We start from the raw sequence: 24941 nt of genomic DNA on the forward strand, positions 1-24941 counted from the left end.
CTACCCTGCAACGGCTACCCTGGCTGGGTCACCGACCGACGATGCGCGAAGCTTGGTGCCGCAAGATGAGCGACACGGAACTAAGCCACCGGCGGCGGTGATGGCTTGCGCCGGAGCCACTGCATCAGCGCCAGGACGTAGCCCGAGAGAGCATACGCAACGAAAAGCCCAAACAGGGCAACCGGCGTATCGTAGGAGACCACGGCGAAGCCAAGCGCGATGGCGACAACGAAGATGAACGGTACGCTGCGCCGCAGGTTGACGTCCTTGAAACTGTAGAAGCGGACATTGGACACCATCGAGATGCCGGCAAAGATCACCAGCCCACAGGTCAGCCAGCGCACCTCGGCAGCAGCAATGTTCTTTTCGATCATCACCCAGAAGAAACCGGTCACCAAAGCAGCCGCAGCCGGGCTCGGCAAGCCCTGGAAATAGCGCCGGTCGATCACTTCCAGCGTCGTATTGAAGCGCGCCAGCCTGAGCGCTGCGCCGACGCAGTAGATGAAGGCGGCAATCCAGCCGAGCCTCCCCATGTCCTTGAGCGCCCACGCGTAGGTGACCAGCGCCGGGGCGACTCCGAACGAGACCATGTCGGACAGCGAATCGTACTCCGCCCCGAACGCGCTTTGCGTGCGCGTCATGCGCGCCACCCGCCCATCGAGGCCATCAAGCACCATGGCCACGAAAATCGCCACTGCTGCCTGCTCGAAGCTGCCCTTCATCGCCTGCACGATGGCGAAGAAGCCGCAGAACAATGCTGCCGTAGTGAACAGATTCGGCAAAACATAGATGCCTCGGCGCCGCAACTCGGGGTTGAACAGGGTTTTGCGAGGCTTGATTTCGGGCATTGCGCTATGGAGTGAAAACGGGCAAGAACCAGGAAGGCGGAAGGCAGCGCGACTACCTTCCGCCCGGCAAGCCATGGAATCGATCAGTTCTTGCTCTGATCCACCAGCCGGTTCTTCTTGATCCAGGGCATCATGTCGCGCAGTTTGGCACCGACGGTCTCGATCTCGTGCTGCGCCATCAGACGGCGACGCGCAGTCATCGCCGGGTAATTGGTTCGCCCTTCGAGGATGAACATCTTCGCGTAATCACCGTTCTGAATCCTTTTGAGCGCCGCACGCATGGCGGCACGCGAGCTCTCGTTGATCACTTCCGGCCCGGTCACGTACTCGCCATACTCGGCATTGTTCGAAATCGAGTAGTTCATGTTGGCGATGCCGCCTTCGTACATCAGGTCGACGATCAGCTTGAGTTCATGCAGGCACTCGAAATACGCCATCTCGGGTGCGTAGCCCGCCTCGACCAGCGTCTCGAAGCCCATCTTGGCCAGTTCTACGGCACCACCGCAGAGCACGGTCTGTTCGCCAAAGAGGTCTGTTTCGGTCTCCTCGCGGAAGTTGGTCTCGATCACCCCGCCCTTGGTCCCGCCATTCGCTGCCGCGTAGGACAGCGCGATGTCCGGGCCTTGCCGGAGTGATCCTGGTGCACGGCGATCAGCGACGGCACGCCGCCACCCTTGAGGTACTCCGAACGTACCGTATGCCCGGGACCCTTCGGTGCGACCATGATGACGTCCACATCGTCGCGCGGCACCACCTGGTTGTAATGCATGTTGAAGCCGTGGGCAAAGGCCAGGGCTGCACCTTTCTTCATGTTCGGTGCCACTTCGGCGTTGTAGACCTGCGGGATGCTCTCATCCGGCAAGCAGCATCATCACCACATCGGCGCCGCTGACGGCCCTGGCGACTTCCTCCACCTTCAATCCGGCATTCTCGGCCTTGCTCCAGGAAGCACCGTCCTTGCGCAGGCCGACCGTCACCTTGACACCGGAATCACTGAGATTCTGCGCGTGCGCATGACCCTGCGAACCGTAGCCCACGATGGTGACTTTCTTGCCCTTGATCAGGGAAAGGTCGGCGTCCTTGTCGTAAAAAACTTTCATGCGATTTCCCTCTTGCTGGTCAGTCTGATTAGACTTTTAGAATGCGTTCGCCGCGACCGATGCCGCAGACGCCGGTCCGTACCGTCTCGAGAATCAGTCCGGCGTCGATCGCCTGGATGAAGGAGTCGAGTTTCGCGCCGCTGGCCGTCAGTTCGACGACATAGGTCGATTCGGTCACGTCGATGATGTGACCACGGAAGATGTCGGCCAGGCGCTTCAGTTCCTCGCGGTCCTTGCCGGTGGCACGCACCTTGATCAGCATCAGCTCGCGCTCGATATGGGCCGCCTCGGACAGATCGACGACCTTGATGACGTCGATCAGCTTGTTCAGCTGCTTGGTGATCTGCTCGATCACCGCGTCGGTACCCGAGGTGACGATGGTCAGGCGTGACAGCGAGACGTCCTCGGTCGGCGCCACCGTCAGGTCTCGATGTTGTAGGCACGGGCCGAGAACAGGCCCGCTACCCGCGACAGTGCGCCGGCTTCGTTCTCGAGCAGGATTGAAATGATGTGTCGCATCTTGCCTTTCCCTTACAGGTCTTCGGTCAGGATCATGTCGGCCAGGCCCTTGCCGGCGGCCACCATCGGAAAGACATTTGCCTTCTGATCGGTGATGAAATCGATGAATACGAGATCGTCCTTGTGATCGACGAAATGCCTTGCGCAGCGCTGGCTCGACATCCTCCGGCCGCTCGACGCGGATGCCGACGTGACCATAAGCTTCAGCCAGCTTGACGAAGTCGGGCAGCGAATCCATGTACGACTCCGAGTAACGACTGCCGTAGAACATCTCCTGCCACTGCCGGACCATGCCCAGGTAGCGGTTGTTGAGGTTGATGATCTTGATCGGCAGGCGAAACTGCTTGGCGGTCGACAACTCCTGGATGCACATCTGGATCGAGCCTTCGCCGGTGACACAGGCAATCTGCATTTCCGGGTGCTGCAGAGCCGCGCCCATGGCGTAAGGCAGGCCGACCCCCATGGTGCCCAGGCCGCCCGAGTTGAGCCAGCGACGCGGCTCGTCGAACTTGTAGTATTGCGCCGCCCACATCTGATGCTGACCGACGTCGGAGGTGACGATCGCCTTGCCGCCGGTCACCTCGTACAGCTTCTCGATGACGTACTGCGGCATGATGACGCTCTTCTTCATCCGGTATTTCATGCACTGCTTGGCACGCCAGGCCTCGATCTCCTCCCACCAGGCGGCCAGCGCCCCGGCATCCGGGGAGGCATTGCCGGCGTCGAGCAAACGCAGCATCTCCTCGAGCACGTCCGGGAACATTGCCGACGATCGGCAGGTCGACCTTGACCCGCTTGGAAATCGACGAGGGATCGATGTCGATGTGGATGATCTTGCGCGGGATCGACGCGAAGTTGTCCGGATTGCCGATCACCCGGTCGTCAAAACGCGCACCGATGGCCAGCAACACGTCGCAGTGCTGCATGGCCAGGTTGGCCTCGACGGTGCCATGCATGCCGGGCATGCCCAGGAACTGCCGGTCGCTGGCCGGATAGGCGCCGAGGCCCATCAGGGTGTTGGTGATCGGAAAGCCCAGGCGGCGCGTGAGCCGGGTCAATTGCTCGGCGATCCGTTGGCTCAGGATGACCCCGCCGCCGGTGTAGATCATCGGTCGCCTGGCTTCGAGCAGCAGGTTCACGGCTTTCTTGATCTGCCCCAGATGCCCCTTGACCACCGGGTTGTACGAGCGCAACTGGATGCGTTTCCGGATACTCGAACTTGCACCTGGCGGCGGTCACGTCCTTCGGAATGTCGATCACGACCGGGCCCGGACGACCGCTGTTGGCGATATAGAAGGCCTTCTTCATCGTCACCGCGAGCTTGTGCACGTCATTGACCAGGAAGTTGTGCTTGACGCAGGGGCGAGTGATGCCGACCGTGTCGCATTCCTGGAAGGCGTCCTGGCCGATGTATTCATTCGGCACCTGCCCGGAGATGACGACCAGTGGAATCGAATCCATATAGGCCGTGGCGATGCCGGTCACCGCATTGGTCGCGCCGGGACCGGAGGTGACCAGCGCCACGCCGACCTTGTGCGAAGAACGCGCGAGACCATCGGCCGCATGCACTGCGGCCTGTTCGTGGCGAACCAGAATATGCTTGATCTGATCCTGCTTGAACAGCGCATCATAAATGTGAAGGACCGCCCCACCCGGATAGCCGAATACATATTCGACCTTTTCTTCCTGCAGGCACCTGATTACAATCTCCGCACCGGTCATCATCGTCATTGCCGTCGCCCCAGCAAGCAAATTGCTCGAAAAAAGTCTGCCACGTTAAAGCTTTGGCCTCGATTGGTCAAGGCATTCACGACAATCCGGCGTCCGCGGAAACCGCTTCCAACCCGACAACAGCAAGGATTCCCGCTCTGGCCAGCCAACGCGAACTGTCAGATTTTCTCACTGCAATCGAACGTCGCGCTTTCAAGCAGGCCATGTTCGCGGTGCGTAACGAAGAGTCCGCGCTCGACATCGTCCAGGACGCGATGATGAAGCTCGCCGAAAAGTACGGCGACCGTCCGGCCGCAGAGCTGCCGCTGCTTTTCCAGCGCATCCTGCAGAACACCATCCGCGACTACTATCGGCGCAGCAGGGTTCGCTCGCTGTGGACCACCTTGCTCTCATCGCTTTCGCCCAGCGATGACGAGGATCACGATCCGCTCGAAACCATCAGCAGCGAATCGGGGTCGTATAGCCCGCAGACCCCGACGACCAGCTTCAGCAGACGCAAGTCCTTGCGATAATTGAGAAAGAGATAGAATTGCTGCCAGCGCGTCAACGCGAAGCCTTCCTTCTGCGTTACTGGGAAGATATGGACGTTGCCGAGACGGCGTCAGCCATGGGCTGCTCGGAGGGCAGCGTCAAGACGCATTGCTCGCGTGCCAATCATACGCTGGCGGCGGCACTGAAAGCAAAAGGAATCACCTTATGAATGAACTGCATTTTGCCTACAAGCTCAGGCAACACCTGAATCGTGGACTGCACGAACTGCCCGCGGGAACCGTCGGTCGCCTGGAAGCGGCGAGGCAGCGTGCGCTGGCGCAGCAAAAGGTTGCCATGCACCAGTCGGTGCTGGCCGGAGCGGCAAGCTTCGTTCTGCAACACCTCGACAACCTGCGCCTCAAGCAGGTATTGCTGGCCCTGCTCGTCGTCCTCGGCATGGCCAGCTACACCTACTGGTATGCCGATCAGAGCATTGCCGAGCTCGAGTTCATCGACAGCGCGCTGCTCTCGGACGATCTGCCAATCGCCGCCTTTACCGACAAGGGCTTTGATGCATGGCTGAAAAGCTCCGCGTCGCAGTAATCCTGGCAGTATGGTGGCGCTTACCGCCTGGGCAGAGGTGCCGGGCCGTCGGCGATGGTCACCCCGGCGCAGCCCCAGTGGACCGAGCTGACGGTCGAGCAGCGGGTGATCCTCGCGCCGCTGAGTGACGATTGGGACAGCCTGGAGTACATGCCGCCAGAAGAAATGGCTGGGCATCACGCGCCGCTTCGCCACCATGACGCCCGAAGAGCAGCGCCGAATTCAGGTTCAGATGCAGGAGTGGGGCAAGCTGACGCCCGAGCAGCGACGCAGCGCGCGAGAACTTCATGACCGCCAACAAGCTTGCCGAGTCGAAAAGAAACAGCAACTCGGCAGAAATGGGAGGAATACTCGAGCCTGCCGGAAGAGAGAAAAGGCGAGACTCAAGCAACAAGCACGCCAGCAAGTCGGTCCCGAAACCAGGGAGCTTACCCGGGTACGCCATCCCCGCCCGGCCCACCAGTCCACAGCCGCGCCGACGCCTTCGGCACCCCCGGTAGTCGAGTGCGGCCACCCCCCCCAGCAGCGGAAACCGCCCTCTCCCCCACCGTACCGCTGAGCACTACAGCCCCGCCCCGTCCGCAGCGAAGCGGAAGTCGGGCGCTGATGGCCGCGCTACGCAAGCCGTCGAGCGGCCGGGCATTCCTGCGCCGTCTGTTGAGCATGTTTTACGAGTCCCTGCTGCTGCTCGCCGTACTGGCCGTGCTGCTGGTGTCTGCCGCACATTCTCCTGGGCGCCTTCGCGCACCGTGGCGTCGCCGCGTCCTGTTGCAGGCGCATTGCTTCCTCGTGATGCTGATCTATTTTCTCTGGTTCTGGAGCAACGGGCGACGGACCCTGGCCATGAAGACCTGGCGCATTCGGCTGGTGACCCGTGATGGCTTGCCTGTACGCCCGGCCCGGGCGCTCCTGCGCTATCTGTTGAGCTGGCCGAGCATCGTTCTCGGCGGCGCCGGCATACTCTGGGCATTGTTCGATCGCGACCGGCAATTTCTGCACGACCGTCTCGCCGGCACGCAGCTGATCATCAACTGAGCGCCGATCAGCGCTTTTCCACCCACCAGATCATGACTGCTGCCGTCAGCAGGAACAGCACCGACGGTGTGACTGCGCTGAGCAGCGGTGACCAGCTGTTGATCGCACCGAGATTGGCGAACAAGCCGTTGAGCATGTAAAAGAGGATTCCGGTCATCACTCCGGCGAAGATCTGCATGCCTACCCGGTCGGCCCGGTAATGCGCGCCAGCAAACGGCAAGGCGAGAGCCACCATGACCAATGCTGCCAGCGGATAGACCACTTTTTTCCAGAAAGCGATGTCGTAGCGGTTGGTCTTCTGATGATTGTCAGCCAAATGTTTGGTATAGGCCGACAGGTGCCGCAGCGACATCCGATCGGGGGAAACCATCAGTACTGCAAGAATGTCCGGATTCAGGGCCGATCGCCACAACATCTCCGGCATCTTGTGGACTTCGGCCCGCTCTGCAAGCAGGACGGTCTGTACCACTTCGGTCAAGCGCCAACTGTCGGGAAGCACGTGTTTCCCCTCCGCGGCCTCGGTAACGGAACGCAATTGTGCCTTCTCGTCAAATTCGTAAATGCGGATGCCGCGTAAACGCGCATCCGGCAGAACGACGCGCACGTTGATGAAACTCCGTTCGTCCTTGACCCACAGGCCCGACCGCAGATCCTGTCCGACCATTCGGCCCTTTTCCTTCAGGCGCATTTGATACGCCGCACGTTCGGCCGGTGGCGCCACAAACTCACCGATCAGGTAGGTCGCCAGGGCAAACAGGCCTGCCAGCTGAAACAGACCGCCGAGAAGGGCTGCGGTGGACAAACCCGAGGCGCGCAAGACGGTGAGCTCGGAATGACGGGCGAGAGTCGAGAGTGCATAAAGCGTACCGATCAGGACGGCAATCGGCATCAATTCATAGGCACGCCCCGGCGCGCGCAGCAAGACGAAGCCAAGGGCATGGTGCAACTGATACCCGCCCTGTCCGACACCCTTGATCTCGCCGAGCAGATCGAAGAAGGCAAACAAGGCCAGAAAAGCCAGCAACACCAGCAGGATGGCAGCGGAGACCTCGCGCGCCAGGTAGCGACGATAGACCTTCATCGAGACAGACGGGCGAATGGGCGTACGGCAATACGATGGTAGAACATCAGCGGCAGGAGAGCCAGCATGAACAGATGCACCGCCAGCACGCCGAAAGCAAACGAAACCTTCCCGCTCGCCACCCAGCCCTGGCTAATGGTCACCAGATTGTTGTAGATCAGGTAGACGAGAATGGCGAGCAGCATGTTCGCCGAACGACCCGCACGCGGATTGACGAACGACAGAGGAATCGCCAGCAAGGCCAGCACGACCGCCGAGAACGGCATGCTGAAACGGTAAAGCAGCTCGGCCCGATAGACCGGCAAATCGATGGGCAGCAGATCCACGGTAGGCATCGTCCTCGGTGTCGGCACGATGCCGCGTGCCTCCCGGGTCTCCACGCGAACCGCGTAGCGCGCATACTCCATGATGCGGAACTCTGCAGTACCGGGGGGAAACTCGTAGCGACGGCCGTTCTGCAGGACGATGAAGCGGTCACCGTTCTCGGCGATCTCCTGATGCCCGGAGGCCGCCATCGTCACCCCCAAACGATCAGGCCGCAGTTCGTTGACGAACACATTCGAGACATTGCTGGTGTCATCAGCAACCCCTTCCACAAATACTACGCGATCGCCGGCAGACGATTCCTGAAAAGCACCGGGAGAGATCTGACCCGCATCGTGTCGAGAACTCAGTTTGCCGCGAAACTCGGCGCTCTGCGACAAGGCCCAGGGGGAAAGAAAGAGGGAAAGCACCGAGATGGTCAGCACCAGCGGCATCACGAACACCAATACCGGCCGAATCCACGCCGTCAGCGGCAATCCGGCAGAGAACCAGACGACCATCTCGGAATCCCGATAGCTGCGCGACAGCGTCAACAAGATGGCGACAAACGACGACAGCGACAACAACACCGGCAGGTAGTAGAGCGCCGAGAAACCGAGCAGCGCCACCACCGCGTCCGGCTCGACACTGCCCTGTGCCGCTTCACTGAGCAGCCGAATCAATTGGGTCGTCATCATGATGGCGAAAAGCGCAGTGAAGACGCCGGCTGCCAAGTGCGTGAACTCGCGCCGGACAGCACGCTGGAAGATCATTTTTTGACTTTGGTGAAAAACTGCAGTGATAATCGGCTTTTCGCAAACGGCGCGGGTTGCCTGAGGAGGGGTAAGTGGAATTTAGCATAAAAAGTGGTAGCCCGGAAAAGCAACGCAGCGCCTGTGTGGTGGTCGGCATTTTCGAACCACGCAAGCTGACCCTGGCTGCCGAGCTTCTGGACAACGCGGCGCACAACCATCTTTCGGACATCATTCGCCGCGGCGACATGGAGGGAAAGGCGGGCTCGACGCTGCTGCTGCACAATGTTCCGGGCACGCTCTGCGACCGGGTCCTGCTGGTCGGTCTCGGCAAGGAAAAGGAGTTCGGCGACAAGGCCTACTGCGAAGCCATTCACAGTGCCGTGCGGACGCTCAACGAAACCGGCGCCTTTGACGGCACCGTCTTTCTGACCGAAACGAGCGTCAGGAAGCGCAGCTCTGCCTGGCGTGTTCGTCAGGCCACCCTTGTGGCGCAGGAAACCGTATATCGTTTCGATCAGTTCAAGAGCAAGAAGGACAAGGTGCGCCGACCCTTGCGCAAACTCACCTTTGTCGTTGATCGTCGCAACGAACTGACCATTGCCGAGGAAGCGCTGCGCCAGGGACAGGCCATTGCCGAAGGCATGTCCCTGGCAAAAGATCTCGCCAATCTGCCGGGTAATGTGTGCACCCCCGCCTTTCTTGCCGAAACGGCACAAAAGATGGCTGCCGAACACAAGCTGGAGTGCCAGATTCTCGAACGTGACGAGATGGCCGCACTGGGCATGCATTCCTTGCTTGCCGTTGCCAAAGGCTCGCAGCAGCCACCAAAACTGATTGTCCTGCAGTACAAGGGCGGCAAGAACGATGACCAGCCAGTGGTCCTCGTCGGCAAGGGAATCACTTTCGACAGTGGGGGAATTTCCCTCAAGCCGGCGCCGGAAATGGACGAGATGAAGTACGACATGTGCGGCGCCGCCGGCGTGCTGGGTACGATCAAGGCTGCGGCGCTGATGAAACTGCCGATCAATCTGACGGTGATCGTCCCGACCGCAGAAAACATGCCCGGCGGGGCCGCCACACGACCAGGCGACATCGTTACCTCGATGTCCGGTCAAACCATCGAAATCCTCAACACCGATGCGGAAGGCCGCCTCGTTCTCTGCGATGCACTGACTTACGCCGCACGCTTTCAACCGGAGACGGTGATCGACGTCGCCACGCTCACCGGCGCCTGCGTGATCGCTCTCGGCCATATCGCGACCGGTCTCTTTGCGAACAACGAGGCCCTGGCGAGGGAACTCGTGCATGCCGGCGATGAAGCGCACGACCGCGCCTGGCAAATGCCCTTGTGGGACGACTACCAGGAACTGCTCAAGAGCCCTTTCGCCGACATGGCCAACATCGGTGGCCGCTGGGGAGGCAGCATCACCGCTGCATGTTTTCTCGCCCGTTTTACCAAAAAATACGTCTGGGCCCATCTCGACATCGCCGGCACTGCCTGGAAGTCGGGCACGGACAAGGGCGCGACCGGGCGACCCGTGCCGCTGCTCATGCACTATTTGCTGAAACGCGCAGGCAAGCTGAATTGACACGAATATTCTTCTACCACAACGCCTCTGACCGGATTGCTGCGACCGCCGCCCTGATCGGCAAGGCCCTGGCACAGAAGAAGGCCTCGCTGGTCTATGCACCGGATGCCGAGGTCGCCGTGGCACTCGACCGCTGGCTATGGATGCACCCGCCAACCAGCTTCATCCCGCATGTGGAGATCAACTCGCCACTCGCCGCCGAAACTCCGGTGCTGATTGCCGGCCGACTGGACGTCATACCGCAGGATGAACGACTGTTCAACCTCGCTGCCGAGGTACCCCCGGGGTTTTCTCGTTTTGCCAGCCTCATCGAAGTGGTCGGTCAGGGGGAAGAAGAGCGCGTCGCCGGTCGCCAGCGCGCCAGGTTCTACAAGGATCGCGGCTACGACCTCCAGTATGTCGATCTGACAGGGAAAGGCTGATGGCCGACGACAACGATCTGATCCGTCGGGTGGACTCCCTGATCAACGCCGATGCAGGCGCTGCCGGCAGCGACCACCGCGACGGTTCGCGACGGCTGCGGCGACGGCGCAGCTTCCTGGCCTCGACCACGCCAGCCGACTCGTCAGCAAGCCGAACGCCCGCCACCCCGTCGGGCGAAGACGAGGACGACCTGCCGGTCCTCACCGAAGTGGTCTTGCCGGCGCCAGAAGTCCCGGCAGAAGACCGCGCCAGGCTGCGCGAGACCCTGGCCGCAGAGCTCGCCGAACGCCTTGATCAGCAACTGCAGAGCGAAATGCCGGTGCTCGTCGAAGCGGCGCTGCTGACTGCCACGGACCACTTGCAGAACGGCATCGCCGCAACCATTGCAGCAGTATTGCATGACTTCATCGAGCAAAACGAGCAGGCTCGACAGCTCATCGAAGAACCCGCTGGCAGCCAGCCAGCCACTCCTGAGCAGGCCTAGGCGTCGTACCGGGGTAGCCGCGCGATGCGGGTATAATGCGAGCTCCTGCCATTCCCCAGCCCTCCCCTCATGGAACTCGCCAAGAGCTTTGAACCGGTCGACATCGAACGTCGCTGGTACCCCGAATGGGAAGCCAGAGGCTATTTCGGCGCCGGCCTCGATGCCGAAAAACCGAACGCTTTCTGCATCCTGCTGCCGCCACCCAACGTCACCGGCACCCTGCACATGGGGCACGGCTTCAACCAGGCGATCATGGATGCGCTCACCCGCTACCACCGCATGCGCGGTGACAACACGCTGTGGCAGCCCGGTACCGACCATGCGGGCATTGCCACACAGATCGTCGTCGAACGGCAACTAGACGCACAGGGAATCTCAAGGCACGAACTCGGACGCGAGAAATTTCTCGAAAAAGTCTGGGAGTGGAAAGAGTTCTCGGGCAACACCATCACCCGCCAGATGCGCCGCCTCGGCACCTCGCCTGACTGGAGCCGCGAGCGCTTCACGATGGACGCCGGCCTTTCGCGGACGGTCACCGAAACCTTCGTCCGCCTCTACCGCGAGGGCCTGATCTACCGCGGCAAGCGCCTGGTCAACTGGGACCCGGTACTGCAGACCGCGGTCTCCGACCTCGAGGTGGTGCAGGAAGAGGAACCAGGCCATCTCTGGCACATCCGTTATCCGCTGGCCGATGGCAGCGGCTCGCTGACCGTTGCCACGACGCGCCCGGAAACCATGCTCGGCGACACCGCGGTGATGGTCCATCCCGACGACGAACGTTACCGGCACCTGATCGGAAAAATGGTCCGGCTGCCGCTCTGCGAGCGCACCATCCCGATCATCGCCGATGCCTACGTGGACCTCGCATTTGGTACCGGTTGCGTCAAGGTCACTCCCGCACACGATTTCAACGACTACGCGGTCGGCCAGCGCCACAGACTGCCGATGATCCCGATCCTGACCCTGGACGCGAAGATCAACGACAACGCTCCGGCTCGCTACCAGGGCATGGATCGCTTTGCAGCGCGCCAGCAGATCGTCGCCGACCTCGAAGCAGCAGGCCTGCTCGACAAGGTCGATGCGCATCTGCTGAAAGTGCCGCGCGGCGACCGTACCGGCGTGGTGATCGAGCCGATGCTCACCGACCAATGGTTTGTCGCCATGAGCAAGGCCGGTGCCGATGGCAGCAGCATCGCCGGCAAGGCTCTGGCATGTGTCGCGGCAGGCGAGATCCGGTTCTTCCCCGAGAACTGGATCAACACCTACAACCAGTGGCTGAACAACATCCAGGACTGGTGCATCTCGCGGCAGCTCTGGTGGGGCCATCAGATTCCTGCCTGGTATGGCGAGAGTGGACAGATCTTTGTCGCTCATGACGAAACCGAAGCCAGGAACGAGGCTGCGGCACAAGGCTACCACGGCCCGCTGAGACGCGACCCGGACGTCCTCGATACCTGGTATTCGTCAGCACTGTGGCCGTTCTCGACACTCGACTGGACGCCGCAGTGGCCAGCCGAAAGCAACCCGGCGCTCGACCTCTACCTGCCTTCGACAGTCCTGGTGACCGGTTTCGACATCATTTTCTTCTGGGTGGCGCGCATGGTGATGATGACCAAACATCTCACCGGCAAAATCCCCTTCAGACACGTCTATGTGCACGGCCTGATCCGCGACGCCGAAGGCCAGAAAATGAGCAAGTCGAAGGGCAATGTCCTCGACCCGATCGACCTCATCGACGGCATCGGCCTCGACGCGCTGATCGAGAAGCGCACCAGCGGACTGATGAACCCCAAACAGGCCGCAGAGATCGAAAAGCGCACGCGCAAGGAATTCCCGGCAGGCATCCAGGCATTCGGCACCGACGCACTGCGCTTCACCTTTCTGTCACTGGCCAGCCCCGGTCGCGACATCAAGTTCGACCTTAACCGCTGCGAAGGCTACCGCAACTTCTGCAACAAGCTGTGGAACGCCACCCGCTTCGTGCTGATGCACACCGCAGACCAGGATCTCGGCCTGGCAAGCGATACGGCTGACGACTGTGGGTCAGCGCTGCGCTTCTCGTTTGCTGACCGCTGGATCGTCAGCAAACTGCAGCGTACCGAAGCCGAGGTCGAACAGCATTACGCCGACTACCGCTTCGACCTGCTGGCGCGCTCGGTCTACGAGTTCGTCTGGGACGAGTTCTGCGACTGGTATGTCGAGTTGTCGAAGGTGCAACTGCAGCAGGGTTCCGTCGAAGAAGTCCGCGCGACGCGGCGGACGCTGGCGCGCGTACTGGAGACGGTGCTGCGCCTGGCCCACCCGCTGCTGCCCTTCATTACCGAAGAACTCTGGCAGGCGGTGGCGCCGATCGCCGGCCGCAAGACCCATGCCTCGGTGATGCTCGCGGCCTATCCGCAGGCGCAGGCAGCAAGCATCGACCCGGCCAGCGAAGCCCGCGTCCAGGAACTGAAGAATCTGGCTTACGCCTGCCGCAACCTGCGTGGCGAAATGAACCTCTCGCCGGCGCTGCGGGTTCCGCTGCTCGCCAGCGGCCAGGCCGCATCGCTCGCCGGCTTCGCGCCCTATCTCAAAGCGCTCTGCAAGCTCTCCGACCTGCAGATCGTCGACGAAATACCGGCCGACGCCAGCGCACCGATCGCCATCGTGGGCGAAACCCGGCTGATGCTGCAGGTTCAGATCGACCTGGCTGTCGAATGCGAACGCCTGGACAAGGAGATCGCGCGACTCGGCACCGAGATCGGCAAGGCGAAAGCCAAGCTCGCCAACGAGAGCTTCGTCGCGCGCGCTCCGGCCGCAGTGGTCGAACAGGAAAGGAAGCGCCTCCAGGACTTCGTCGCCACGCTCGAAAAACTCGAACCGCAACGCGAACGCCTCAGGCGGTCACAGCCAGCAAACAGCCGGTAAACTGGCCCACTGAGTCAAGATTGCTTTGCGTATGGCATTCCAGACGCTCAAGGCGCGGCTCAAGCCGGTCTGCCATCGCACCCTGCGCCGCCAGGTGACGGCCTACATCCCCTACACCCCGCTGGTTGAGGAATTCACGCCGGAGGAAAGCGAAGACCGGCTCTACCATCTCGTCTCCGAATACCTGCAACAGGATAATCTCCAGGCTCTGCCGGCCAGTCAGCGCAGCCTTGATGACGCTGGTGCTGCGCAAGCTACTGGCTTCATCGACCTTCGCCATTGCCGGCGCTGACTTCGATTTCCAACCGGCTCAAAACCAAGCTCCGCATGCAAGAGCCCGCCGAATCATTGGATTGCAGTTGTTCGATGGCCACAACCCCGCCGAGCGCCATATCTGGAAAGCCATCACGCTTTCGCAATCGCAAGATGTCGCGTCGCAAGCAGCAGCCATTCGCGATTACCTGGGCATCTCGCTCGATCAGCAGACGGCCTGGAAAACAGAGTGAAACAAGGACAAGGGGAATACATCGCGATGAACACAAGTCCCATTACAAGAATCGTCATCAAGCGATTCCGCAGCTTTCCCTCGGCGGTTCTCGAACTGGACAATCCCTTGTTCGTGGTGGGGCGCAACGGATCGGGAAAATCGAATCTCGCCGATGTTTTCAGTTTCGTTGCCGAAGCGATGTCATCCCCGCTTCAGGCAGTATTGGACCGCAAAGGCGGTATTTCGGCCGTGCGCAATCGCAGTTCAGTCAAGAGTGCTCCTCCCAATTTGGGTCTGGCATTTGAATTCGGTGCATTCAACGGCATCGCGGGGGGCCGGTTCGCGTTCGAGATCAAGGCACTGCCAAACTATGGCTTCCGCATAGTGCGGGAGCAATGTCTGGTGTGCGGCAAAAGCGGCATACGCTGGTGGTTTGATCGTTCCGACATATGGAAGAGCAACGCCGATGGACTGACACCAGCACTGGAACCCACGGCGCTGGCATTGCCCCTGGTTGGTGGGGACGAGCGCTTTGCTTGCATTTTGAAGGTACTCAGCGCCATGCGCGTTTACTCCATCGAACCGGCGAAGCTCAGGGAAATGCAGGATCCAGACAGCGGCATCGTACTCAAACCCGACGGTAGCAATGCAGCCAGCGTGCTCCAGGAGTTGTCACGTGGGGAAAACGCAAAGTCAGTTCGGCAGGAAGTCTTCCGGATTCTCGAGAGCATCGTTCCCGAGACCAAGGCGGTTGCCCACAAAAAGCACGGCAACAAGTGGTCGATGAGCTTTTCGCAGGAATGGGGAGAGGGCAAGAAGCTGACGTTCGACGCCTTCAGTATGTCCGATGGCACTTTGCGCTCGCTGGGTCTCATCATGGCGGTTTTTCAGAAGCCGAGTCCCTCTGTACTCGTCATCGAGGAACCGGAAGCCACCATCCATCCCGGTGCATTGGGCGCCGTGCTCGATCTGATCCGCCGGGCAGCCAAGACTATGCAAGTCGTCGTGACCACCCACAGTCCCGAGTTGCTCGATGCGAAGTGGATCACCGACAACAACCTGCGCATCGTCTCGTGGCAGGAGGGTGCGTCTCATTTGCTGATGCCTTCCGCCGCGACGCGCGAAGCCATGCGCAGCGATCTCATGGGCGCCGGCGAACTGCTGCGCGCTAACGCGCTTCACGCTGAGGACTTGTTCGCTAGCGACGATGCCTTGCGCAATGGCAGCCTGTTCGAGACGTTGGCATGAAGCTGTTCCCGATTGTCGAGGGCCACGGGGAAGTCGCGGCGGTGCCGGTACTGCTGCGCCGATTGTTATGGGATCATGCGCTGTGCTTTGGCATGGACGTGGGCGCCCCCATCCGTCGTACCTCGTCCCAATTCCGGCGCGAAGACGAGGTTCGGCGGATGGTCCGATTGGCCCTGCTGCAGCCCGACTGTGCCGCCGTGCTGCTCCTGTTCGATGGCGAGGACGACTGTCCTTATGAACTGGCGGCAAAGGTGCGGAACTGGGCGCAAGCCGAGGCTGGGAACGCCCTGCGAAGTTGTCATTGCCTACCGCGAGTACGAGACCTGGTTCCTGGCTTCGGTCGAATCCCAGAGGGGACGTTGGAGTATCGCCGACGATGCCCTGGCGCCAGTCGATCCCGAGGCCAAGCGCGATGCCAAGGGAGCATTGGAAGAGTTCATGCCCAGGTGCCGAGCCTATTCCGAAACGGGCGATCAGGACGCGATGAGCGCCGTGTTCGACATGGCGCTCGCCCACCAGCGAAACCGATCCTTCCGCAAGTTGGTCAAGGCAGTGGGCGACCTGGCCAGGCAATTGGGCCAGACCGTACCAGCGTGGCCCCCGGTCGGATGGCAGCAATAGAGTGGCATCAGGCGCGATGAGCAAGAAGCAAAAACTCGAACTCACCTGGATCGGCAAGGAGAACCGGCCAAAGCTGGAGCCGCGCATCCTGCTGGAAGACCCGGCGAAGTCGTACCACGCGAAGCACCGTGTCACCAGTGCCGACTTTTTCGACAACCGGCTCATCTTCGGCGACAACCTGCTGGCGCTGAAGGCGCTGGAGGGAGAGTTTTCCGGCAAGGTGAAGTGCGTCTTCATCGACCCGCCTTACAACACCGGCAGCGCTTTTACCCATTACGACGACGGGGTGGAGCATTCGATCTGGCTGTCGCTGATGCGCGACCGGCTGGAGATCATCAAGCGGCTGCTGTCCGACGATGGCTCGCTGTGGATCACCATCGACGACAATGAGGCGCACTACCTCAAGGTGCTGTGCGATGAGGTTTTTGGGAGAAGGGATTTCGTATCAACCGTAATTTGGGAGAAGAAGTACGCTCCTAAGGCTGACTCGAAACTCCTGTCGAGTTCCCATGACTTTGTGCTTGTGTACGCCAAAAACGTTGAACGAGTTAAGGTGAATCGCCTGAGCAAGACGGAAAAGCAAACATCTCGGTACACCAATCGAGACAACGACTCAAGAGGGCTTTGGAAGGCCGGGGATACATTGCGCAATGAGGTGCGTGATTACGCAGTCTTTCCAGTAAGACTACCGTCAGGTCGTGAAGTCTGGCCATCGTCAGGAACGAGCTGGCGCTACACAAAGGAAAAATTCGCTGAACTGATTGCGGATAACCGCATTTGGTTCGGTGTTGGCGGAGATGCGCGGCCGGCGATCAAGCGATTCTTGACTGAAGTTAGCGAAACTATCCCGGCAACAACGATTTGGAAGTACGACGAAGTTGGGCACAACGATGAGGCAAAAAAGGAAAGCAAGATGCTTTTCAGCGATGACCTTTTCGGCACTCCCAAACCAGAGCGATTGATGCAACGAATAATCGAACTGGCAACGGACCCTGGCGACCTTATCGTCGACTCCTTCGCCGGTTCCGGCACCACCGGCGCCGTGGCCCACAAGATGGGCCGCCGCTGGATCATGGTGGAGCTCGGCGAGCATTGCCACACCCACATCATCCCACGCCTGAAGAAGGTCATCGACGGCGAAGACTCCGGTGGCGTCAGCCAAGCCGTTGGCTGGAAGGGCGGCGGCGGCTTCCGCTACTACCGCCTGGCGCCCTCGCTGCTGGAAAAAGACAAGTGGGGCAACTGGGTCATCAACCACGACTACAACGCCGCCATGTTGGCCGAGGCGCTATGCAAGCTGGAGGGCTTCAGCTATGCACCTTCGGACGCGGTGTATTGGCAGCACGGCCATTCCACCGAGCGGGATTTTGTCTATGTCACCACCGCCAGCCTGACCCATGAACAGTTGCAGCAGCTTTCCGACGAGGTGGGGCCGGATCGGTCGTTGCTGGTCCTGTGCACCGCCTTCCGCGCCAAGGCCGATGCCTACCCCAACCTGACGGTGAAGAAGATTCCCAGGCAGGTGCTGTCGCGCTGCGAGTGGGGTCATGACGATTACTCCCTGCAGGTGGAGAACCTGCCCAAGGAACCGCCCAAGCCCGGCCAACAGTCATTGTTCGACGGGGGGGAGCCGTGAGCGATGTCCTGCCGACCGGAGAATTCCTGCTTTACCAGAGCGAAGATGCGCAGACACGGGTGCAGTTGCGTGTTGCCGAGGGAACGGTATGGATGACGCAGAAGCAGTTGGCCGAGCTGTATCAAGTCAGCGTGCCGGCCATTGCCCAGCATGTGCGCAATGTATTTGCCGAACGTGACTTTGAGGCGTCGATCAGCGTACAGGTTAAGCAGTTGGAGAAGACGGCCAAGAAGAGCAAGGGGAAGAAGGAATGAACCGCCACGTCAACGCTATCGCCGGCCGCCTTAGTCTGCGCCATCCGCAGCGCCGCTCGCTGGAAATCCTCGACCGCATTACCGAGATTGCCCCACCGGGCAAGGGCGCCGATGTCGCGATCCTGCTGAAGGCCATCCGCAGCGAGTTCCCGTCGGTGACGGATTTCGAGCGCGATTTCCCTTCGTTGTGCTTCGCGCTGGCCACCGGCGTGGGCAAGACGCGGCTGATGGGCGCTTTCATCAGCTATCTGCACCTGGCGCACGGCATCGACAATTTTTTTGTGCTGGCGCCGAACCTGACCATCTACAATAAGCTGATTGCCGATTTCAGCGACCGCAATCACCCCAAGTACGTGTTCCGCGGCATCGCGGAATTCGCTGTAAACGCGCCCTCGATCATCACCGGCGACAACTACGACCAGCACGACCCGCGCAGCGACACGCTCTTCGGCGGCGTGCGCATCAACATCTTCAACATTTCCAAGATCAATTCCGAAGTGCGCGGGGGCAAGTCGCCGCGCATCAAACGGCTGTCGGAATACATCGGCGAGAGCTACTTCGATTATCTGGCCGGTTTGCCGGATCTGGTGATGCTGATGGATGAATCGCATCGCTACCGCGCCAGCGCCGGCATTCGCGCCATCAACGAATTGAAGCCGATCCTGGGCCTGGAACTGACCGCGACGCCGTTTGTGGAGACCCCGCGCGGCGCGCTGGCATTCAAGAACGTGATTGTCGACTACCCGCTGGGCCGCGCCATGGCTGATGGATTCGTCAAGGAACCGGCGGTGGTCACGCGCAAGAACTTCAACCCGGCGGGCATGTCGGCGCAGGAGATCGAACGGCTGAAACTGGAAGACGGCGTGCGCCTGCACGAAAGCGTCAAGGTGGAGCTGGAGACTTACGCACGTGAGAGCGAGAAGCCCATCGTCAAGCCTTTCCTGCTGGTGATTGCCCGCGATACGACTCATGCCGGACAACTTTCCGTGCTGATCAAGTCCGACAACTTCTTCGAGGGCCGCTACCGCGACAAGGTCATCCAGGTAGATTCGAGCAAGACCGGGGCCGAAGAAGAAGAGATGATTTCAAAGCTACTCAAGGTGGAGAACACCGACGAGCCGACGGAGATCGTGATTCACGTCAACATGCTCAAGGAGGGCTGGGACGTGACCAACCTCTACACCATCGTGCCGCTGCGGGCGGCCAATGCCCGCATCCTCATCGAGCAGTCCATCGGGCGCGGCCTGCGTCTGCCCTATGGCAAGCGCACCGGCGTGACGGCCGTGGATCGGCTGAACATCGTCGCCCACGACAAGTTTCAGGAGATCATCGCCGAGGCCAACAAGCCGGACTCGGCGATCCACTTGCAAACCCTCGTGCTGGATGCGGATGCGCTCGGGCAGAAAACGACCACGGTGGTGTCGCAATCGCAACTGGCCACCAAACTGGGCTTGACGCCTGCCCACGCAACCAGCAGCACGACGGTGGCCGGCCAGGATCAAGCGCCTGCCTTCACCAAGCGGGAAGAGCAGAAAGTCGCGCAGATCACCTACGAGGTCATCCGCAAGCTGGAACACCAGCCGCAGACGCTGCCCAGCATCGAGTACCTGAAGAAGCCCGAAATTCAGGCCGCCATCGTCAGGGCGGTCGAGGAACAGCACCAGCCGACTCAACTGGAACTGGACGGGGTGACGCAGAAGCCGGACTTTGCGGCCGTGGTGGCAAAGACGGTCGAGCTTGTCACGCAGCAGACCATTGACATTCCGCGCATTCTGGTGGTGCCCAGGGGTGAGGTGAAATCAGGCTTCAAAGCCTTCACGCTGAAGCTGGATACCTTGAGGTACCCGGCGGTTTCCGACGAACTCTGGATACAGCACCTGCGCACCAATCAACTGGAAGTGGTTTCAGTGAGCCGTGGCGGCATCGACGAAGCGCGGCTGGAAGACTATGTCGTCAGCGGCCTGGTGGATTTCGACGATATTTCCTACGACGAACACGCCGATCTGCTCTACGACCTGGCTACCCAGACCGTGCAGCACTTCAAGAGTTACCTGACCGAAGAGGACACCCGCAAGGTACTACGTTGCTATCAGCGGGACATTGCGCGCTTCATCCACGCCCAGATGCAGGCGCATTACTGGGAGGACGTAGCCGGCCATGAGGTGAAAATCAGTAAGGGTTTTACCGAGCTGAAGCAGAGCGCCTACTCGCATTCCGCACAGGAGCCGCCTGCCAACTATCGGGTGGAGCCGACCGACAAGAGCAACATGGCCAAGTACCTGTTCGGCGGCTTCCAGAAGTGTCTGTATCCGGTGCAGAAATTCGATTCCGATTCGGAGCGCAAGCTGGCGGTGATTCTGGAACGTGATTCAATCAAGTGGTTCAAGCCCGCCAAGGGCCAGTTCCAGATTTACTACCAAACCGGGGAGGATCATCCGGAATACCAGCCGGACTTCGTTGCCGAAACTGCTGCAACGATCTACATGCTGGAACCCAAGAAGCGCACGGAGCTTGAAGACCCGATTGTCGTCGCCAAGAAGGAAGCCGCCGTAAAGTGGTGCGCGAATGCCTCGGACCATGCAGCAAGTTACGGTGGCAAGCCTTGGCGTTACGTGCTAATTCCGCATGACGCGATCGCTGAGAACATTACGCTTGAGGGATTCGCGGCACGGTTTGGTTGAGTTTGTCCCGCTGTCTAAGTGATTCTGTACCCGGCAGCCCAGGTGCAGGCGCAGAATGGCTGGCTGGCTGGCTGATCAACAATGATGCACAGGAAACCTATCCCAATCATGCGACTCTGGAGTATCGTGCCATTGATGCTCACGCTGTCCTCAGGGGCCTATTCTGATGCGCAACAGGGCATCGACTGCCTGCTGAAAGCCTACCCAGGGTTTCTGAGTGGAAAAGACGGCAATACCCTGTTCTTGGCAGATGGTCATCGCCTGCCTTACGGCTCAGGAAGTCAGGGCAACTTCGAGGAGCGGCTTGACCACGCTGATCTGCATGATCAGATGAGTCAATGCTATTCGCCGGGCTTTCCGGTCGATCCGCCCGGGTTCAACGAAGATCCGGGGCGCATGCGAGATGAGCGGTTCTTCAAACGCCTTTACGGTGAGGATAAACTTGCCGTACAGCGAAATATCCTTCAGGTGACCTGGGCCCCGACAGGCAAATCCCTGCCATTCAGCCGAGTCGCCAGCGCGGACCAAGCGCTGATGCGAGTCGGCAAGGCCATCGCCGCTCGTCCCGAGCTTCGGCATCTCGTCTCCAGCCCGGTAGGAACACTCAAGTGGCGAACCATACACGGAACCCAACGGACCAGCAGCCACAGCTTTGGTATCGCTATTGATTTCAAGCTCCCGCACGGGCTGGGCCAGTATTGGCGCTGGGCAGGGTGCCTACCCGGAAAAGCCTGCGCTTACCCGGAACGTGTTCTGGAGGATCGAGGCTTGCAGGACGTGGTGAAGATTTTTGAGGCCAACGGCTTTATCTGGGGCGGAAAATGGTTCCACTTTGACACCATTCATTTCGAATACCGTCCAGAGCTGCTCGTGGCCGAATGCACTTGCACAAGCCGGGGGCAATGATTCATGTGGTTCGATCTCGCTTCACTAACCAAGCCGCTTGTCACGACGCCGCTGGCTCTGAAGCACCTGGACCTTGATCGTGACCTGCGCACTCTTCCCGTCCTGTCGGATTTTCGCAACCGGACGTGGCCTTTGACGGCGCGCCAACTGCTCTCGCACACGGCGGGTTTGCCGCCATGGCTTCCGTATAATGGCGTTCCGCTGGCTCAGCAACTCGCCGCCCCCTTTCCCTGGAATCGACACCCTCTGCTGGTAAAGCCAGTCGCAGAATTCGGCGAATTTCCGGCCTGCTATTCGGACCTTGGGTTCCGTGTGCTGGCTGAGGCCGTCGAAGCGGTCAGTGGCGGCTCCTGGGCGAAACTTGGGCAACAGATGACTGGTCTCGTGCCAGCTCCGTGGAGTGAGGCGCCAATCACACTTCCGCCCGGGCCGGACCAGGAGGCCTGGCTCCTTGCCGCCAACAACATTGCCTTTCCGGAAGGCATGGCGAACCTGCCGCACGATGCGAATGCGCGAGCCGGGATGATCGGCCACGCCGGCTTCGCTGCGAATGCCCAACTTCTGTTGCCGTGGCTCATGGCATGGCGGACGACTCATGCACCGAACATGGCGCTCGCGCATGCACGATCCGTCGACGGCACCGTTTGGGGACTTGGGCTTTGGCGCGTATTGAACGGCCCTGGCCAGTTCGGCGAACTGCTGGAACGTTTGCCACTGAACGGCATTTGTCGAGTCATCGAGTTCAGCGGGACGGACATGCCGCCGCACTTGCCCAATGTGCCCCCCACCGGAATCAGTCAATCGTGGTGGATGCATACGGGCTTTACGGGCCCGGCGATGTTTTTTCGCCCCGACGACGCGAGTTGCATCTGTCTCCTGGCTCACAGACGCGGGCCCGAAGGAGGACTTCTGGACCCACTGGCGATTCATCGGCGACGCTACGCCATGCTGACTCAACTATGACCCGCCTTCCCGTGTGTAAGCTTACATGGTGATGATCAGACATCTGCGGATCGTGTTGATCTTTGCCTTGGCCGCTTGTGGGTCGCCACCGAAGATGCCTGCGCAAGCCCCAGACGAACAACCGACAGCACAGGAGACCGCACCCCAGGCCGACAGTCCGGAATCGCCGGAATCGCCCGCATCACCGCAGCTGGGTTACTGGAGGTACAAGATCATTGCAGCCGCAAACGCTGAATGGGTCTACTTCGGCCAGCAGACGGTCGTGATCGATGGCGACGACGAGAGCATTCCGCGTGTGGGAATCTGGGAAGATGACGATCACGACCACAGTGATCGGATCAACCAGTATTGGCGCGCAGTCGGCAAGTACCGGCTGTCCGGTTACGACTGCAGAGAACCGTGGTCCGCTGCCTTCATCAGCTGGATCATGCAGACGGCGGGTGTGCCAAAAGACCTGTTCCCTCCAAGCAGCGCCCACCGCTTGTATCTCAACCGTCTTCTTGCCAACGCCCACGATCCATTCGCCGTCTTTATGCCGCACACCATCCAGCAATACAAACCCCAACCCGGGGATTTGATCTGTGCCACCCGAAGCAAGGTCGAGCCTCAAGAACTGGTGGAAACTCTACCGGACTCACTCAACTCGAGGCTGCATTGCGATATCGTTGTGCAAACCAACGGGCGAACCTTGCAAGCCATTGGCGGCAATGTTCGCAATTCCGTTTCAAAAACCATTTTGACCCTGTCCCCGGATGGCTACTTGCAATATGCGGGCCAAAGGCCATGGTTTCTCATCATCGAGAATCGCCTGGACTGATGGCGTGTTCGAGTGTCAGTTCCCTCCGGGGCTGGTTCGGCAGTTTCTGATCTTCAACCCCTGATCGACCGCCGATCGTCGAGGCGCGCGCAGCGGCGGCTGGGGAACTCCGCATCCTGCGGGCCACGTCACGAAGCTACCGGGTGGGCGCCGAGCCTTTGCCGGGGGCAGCAATCCACTAGCGAGCTTGGCAAGCGCTGTGGCGCTGGCTGGCCGGGAAAAGGCAGTCCTTATGGTGGAAAAACCCGTTGTTGCTGTGCATACTTGCGGCGCCCGCATGATCTCCTTTGCTGCGGACCACCTCTCCCTCTCCACTCGACAGGAATCCAATGATCAAACGAACTCTTCTCCTCGGCGGGCTTGCCGCAAGCCTTGCCATCGCCATGCCGGCCATGGCATCTGAATCGGCACTGGCCCGGATCAAGCAGTCCGGGACCCTGAAGCTCGGCTACCGCGAGAATTCGATGCCTTTCTCATTCGTCGGCGACGACAAGCAGCCGCGCGGCTATAGCGTAGACCTGTGCCGGATCGTCGCCGAGGATCTTGGCAAACAACTTGAACTGCCGAAGCTCGACGTGCGCTGGGTGCCGGTGACTGCGCAGAGTCGCTTCGAAGCGCTGAAGAGCGGGGCGATCGACCTGGAGTGCGGCAATACGACTCAGACGCTATCGCGTCGGGCCGACTTCGACTTCAGTCTGATGACCTTCATCGACGGTGCTGGCCTGTTGTTTCGCGACGGCGAGGCGCCTTCCTCCCCCGAAGCCACCAAGGGCCAACGGGTAGCGGTGGTGGCCGGAACGACGACCGAGAAGACGCTCGAGGACCTGATCAAGGCAGGCAAGCTCGATGTTCACCTGCTCAAGGTGGCAGACCATGATGCGGCCATGCAGGCCTTGAAGGACAAGACGGCCACTGCCTATGCGGCAGATCGCACGGTGCTGATCACGACGGCCCTGGTGCGCGGGCAGGGACAGGCCTTTGCGCTTGCCACACTGCAGTTCAGCTACGAACCCTACGGCCTGGCGATGCGTCGGGACGCCGACTTCCGTCTCGCCGTGGACCGCACCCTGGCCAGGCTCTACCGTTCCGGAGAGATCAGCCCGATTCTCGGCCGCTGGTTCGGGCAACTCGGCAAGCCGAACGATGCCCTGCAGGCCATGTTCCTCCTCAACGGCCTCCCCGAGTAGGTCGCAGCGGGCGGCGGTGGGCGCCCCGCGGCACCGCCGCTGCCGTTTGCAGCAAAGATCCATCGCGTCGGCGAGGCCACGGGCGAGAGCCCATCGAGCCGGACAGTCGGGGCCGTTGTCGGCAGGGAGGCTCCGAGCAGGCGACGGCAGCCTGGTCTTTGTGCATGATCGCTGGATGCCCGAGAGCGTGCGCTCTCGTCTTTACGACGAACGACAGCTTGATGGGATGGCCAGGCGCTTGACGGGTCTACTCGGTGGCAACGCCGATATCGCGGCATAACAGGAAAGGAAG

21 protein-coding genes and 4 pseudogenes are annotated in these 24941 nt (G+C 60.6%); 19 read left to right on the forward strand and 6 right to left on the reverse strand.

From position 1 onward, the window contains the following. Positions 1–80 precede the first annotated feature (80 nt). From pssA to ilvB, 4 genes and pseudogenes are all read right to left on the reverse strand, one after another. Positions 81–848, reverse strand: coding sequence for a CDP-diacylglycerol--serine O-phosphatidyltransferase (pssA, locus tag V5B59_RS18365; RefSeq protein ID WP_332352153.1), 768 nt, complete (start codon positions 846–848; stop codon positions 81–83). A gap of 83 nt (positions 849–931) precedes the next feature. After that, positions 932–1948 (reverse strand): annotated as a pseudogene (gene ilvC / locus V5B59_RS18370) (ketol-acid reductoisomerase). Positions 1949–1976: 28 nt separating this feature from the next. Continuing rightward, positions 1977–2467 (reverse strand): annotated as a pseudogene (gene ilvN / locus V5B59_RS18375) (acetolactate synthase small subunit). Between the two features lie 12 nt (positions 2468–2479). Continuing rightward, positions 2480–4198 (reverse strand): annotated as a pseudogene (ilvB, locus tag V5B59_RS18380) (biosynthetic-type acetolactate synthase large subunit). A gap of 137 nt (positions 4199–4335) precedes the next feature. Here ilvB and V5B59_RS18385 point away from each other — a divergent pair. The 4 genes and pseudogenes from V5B59_RS18385 to V5B59_RS18395 all read left to right on the forward strand — a co-directional run bounded on the left by V5B59_RS18385 (position 4336) and on the right by V5B59_RS18395 (position 6307). Continuing rightward, a pseudogene (locus V5B59_RS18385) lies at positions 4336–4898 on the forward strand (RNA polymerase sigma factor). Then, positions 4895–5272: a DUF3619 family protein gene (locus tag V5B59_RS18390; protein ID WP_332352154.1), complete on the forward strand. Its 378-nt coding sequence runs from the start codon at positions 4895–4897 to the stop codon at positions 5270–5272. The pseudogene V5B59_RS18385 and the gene V5B59_RS18390 overlap by 4 nt, the downstream one beginning before the upstream one ends. A gap of 124 nt (positions 5273–5396) precedes the next feature. After that, positions 5397–5831, forward strand: coding sequence for a DUF3106 domain-containing protein (locus tag V5B59_RS26315; protein WP_408612942.1), 435 nt, complete (start codon positions 5397–5399; stop codon positions 5829–5831). 47 nt (positions 5832–5878) lie between these two features. After that, on the forward strand, positions 5879–6307 hold the full coding sequence (locus V5B59_RS18395) for an RDD family protein (protein ID WP_332352155.1): 429 nt from the start codon (positions 5879–5881) through the stop codon (positions 6305–6307). A gap of 7 nt (positions 6308–6314) precedes the next feature. Here V5B59_RS18395 and lptG read toward each other — a convergent pair whose 3' ends face one another. Together lptG and lptF are read right to left on the reverse strand one after the other, a co-directional pair. Further along, positions 6315–7388 carry an LPS export ABC transporter permease LptG gene (gene lptG, locus V5B59_RS18400; protein ID WP_332352156.1) on the reverse strand — a complete coding sequence of 358 codons (1074 nt, stop codon included), beginning with the start codon at positions 7386–7388 and terminating at the stop codon, positions 6315–6317. Next, complete coding sequence (lptF, locus tag V5B59_RS18405; protein ID WP_332352157.1) at positions 7385–8464, reverse strand: LPS export ABC transporter permease LptF; 1080 nt, start codon at positions 8462–8464, stop codon at positions 7385–7387. Before lptF ends, lptG begins: the two co-directional genes overlap by 4 nt. 74 nt (positions 8465–8538) lie before the next feature. Between lptF and V5B59_RS18410 the strand changes: the two genes are divergently transcribed. From V5B59_RS18410 to V5B59_RS18480, 15 genes are all read left to right on the forward strand, one after another. Beyond that, positions 8539–10035 carry a leucyl aminopeptidase gene (locus V5B59_RS18410; RefSeq protein ID WP_169069385.1) on the forward strand — a complete coding sequence of 499 codons (1497 nt, stop codon included), beginning with the start codon at positions 8539–8541 and terminating at the stop codon, positions 10033–10035. Beyond that, positions 10032–10457, forward strand: coding sequence for a DNA polymerase III subunit chi (locus V5B59_RS18415; protein WP_034915246.1), 426 nt, complete (start codon positions 10032–10034; stop codon positions 10455–10457). The genes V5B59_RS18410 and V5B59_RS18415 overlap by 4 nt, the downstream gene beginning before the upstream one ends. Then, positions 10457–10942, forward strand: coding sequence for a hypothetical protein (locus V5B59_RS18420; protein WP_034915243.1), 486 nt, complete (start codon positions 10457–10459; stop codon positions 10940–10942). Before V5B59_RS18415 ends, V5B59_RS18420 begins: the two co-directional genes overlap by 1 nt. 69 nt (positions 10943–11011) lie before the next feature. Further along, a complete protein-coding gene (locus V5B59_RS18425) occupies positions 11012–13849 on the forward strand; it encodes a valine--tRNA ligase (RefSeq protein ID WP_169069386.1) in 2838 nt (945 codons plus the stop codon). A 31-nt stretch (positions 13850–13880) separates the two neighbouring features. Then, on the forward strand, positions 13881–14141 hold the full coding sequence (locus V5B59_RS18430) for a hypothetical protein (protein WP_248594668.1): 261 nt from the start codon (positions 13881–13883) through the stop codon (positions 14139–14141). Next, on the forward strand, positions 14083–14355 hold the full coding sequence (locus V5B59_RS18435; RefSeq protein WP_248594669.1) for a hypothetical protein: 273 nt from the start codon (positions 14083–14085) through the stop codon (positions 14353–14355). Before V5B59_RS18430 ends, V5B59_RS18435 begins: the two co-directional genes overlap by 59 nt. After that, entirely contained in the window at positions 14352–15584 is a 1233-nt protein-coding gene (locus tag V5B59_RS18440) for an AAA family ATPase (RefSeq protein ID WP_308240050.1), read from the forward strand. The genes V5B59_RS18435 and V5B59_RS18440 overlap by 4 nt, the downstream gene beginning before the upstream one ends. 234 nt (positions 15585–15818) lie before the next feature. Beyond that, a complete protein-coding gene (locus V5B59_RS18445) occupies positions 15819–16205 on the forward strand; it encodes a hypothetical protein (protein ID WP_169069388.1) in 387 nt (128 codons plus the stop codon). A 16-nt stretch (positions 16206–16221) separates the two neighbouring features. Further along, the gene (locus V5B59_RS18450) at positions 16222–17841 is read left to right on the forward strand and encodes a site-specific DNA-methyltransferase (RefSeq protein WP_169069389.1); all 1620 of its coding nucleotides are present in this window, start codon (positions 16222–16224) and stop codon (positions 17839–17841) included. Then, complete coding sequence (locus tag V5B59_RS18455; protein ID WP_169069390.1) at positions 17838–18095, forward strand: hypothetical protein; 258 nt, start codon at positions 17838–17840, stop codon at positions 18093–18095. Before V5B59_RS18450 ends, V5B59_RS18455 begins: the two co-directional genes overlap by 4 nt. Next, positions 18092–20776, forward strand: a complete 2685-nt coding sequence (locus tag V5B59_RS18460) for a DEAD/DEAH box helicase (protein WP_332352158.1) — start codon at positions 18092–18094, stop codon at positions 20774–20776. The genes V5B59_RS18455 and V5B59_RS18460 overlap by 4 nt, the downstream gene beginning before the upstream one ends. Positions 20777–20911: 135 nt before the next feature. Beyond that, positions 20912–21682, forward strand: a complete 771-nt coding sequence (locus V5B59_RS18465; RefSeq protein ID WP_248594670.1) for a M15 family metallopeptidase — start codon at positions 20912–20914, stop codon at positions 21680–21682. A 3-nt stretch (positions 21683–21685) separates the two neighbouring features. Next, positions 21686–22645, forward strand: coding sequence for a serine hydrolase domain-containing protein (locus tag V5B59_RS18470; RefSeq protein WP_169069391.1), 960 nt, complete (start codon positions 21686–21688; stop codon positions 22643–22645). Positions 22646–22676: 31 nt separating this feature from the next. Next, entirely contained in the window at positions 22677–23462 is a 786-nt protein-coding gene (locus V5B59_RS18475; protein WP_248594671.1) for a DUF2272 domain-containing protein, read from the forward strand. Between the two features lie 329 nt (positions 23463–23791). Continuing rightward, complete coding sequence (locus V5B59_RS18480; RefSeq protein ID WP_169069393.1) at positions 23792–24649, forward strand: amino acid ABC transporter substrate-binding protein; 858 nt, start codon at positions 23792–23794, stop codon at positions 24647–24649. The last annotated feature ends 292 nt before the right edge of the window (positions 24650–24941 follow it).

It is taken from the genome of Candidatus Accumulibacter contiguus (assembly GCF_036625285.1).
Classification (GTDB): domain Bacteria; phylum Pseudomonadota; class Gammaproteobacteria; order Burkholderiales; family Rhodocyclaceae; genus Accumulibacter; species Accumulibacter contiguus.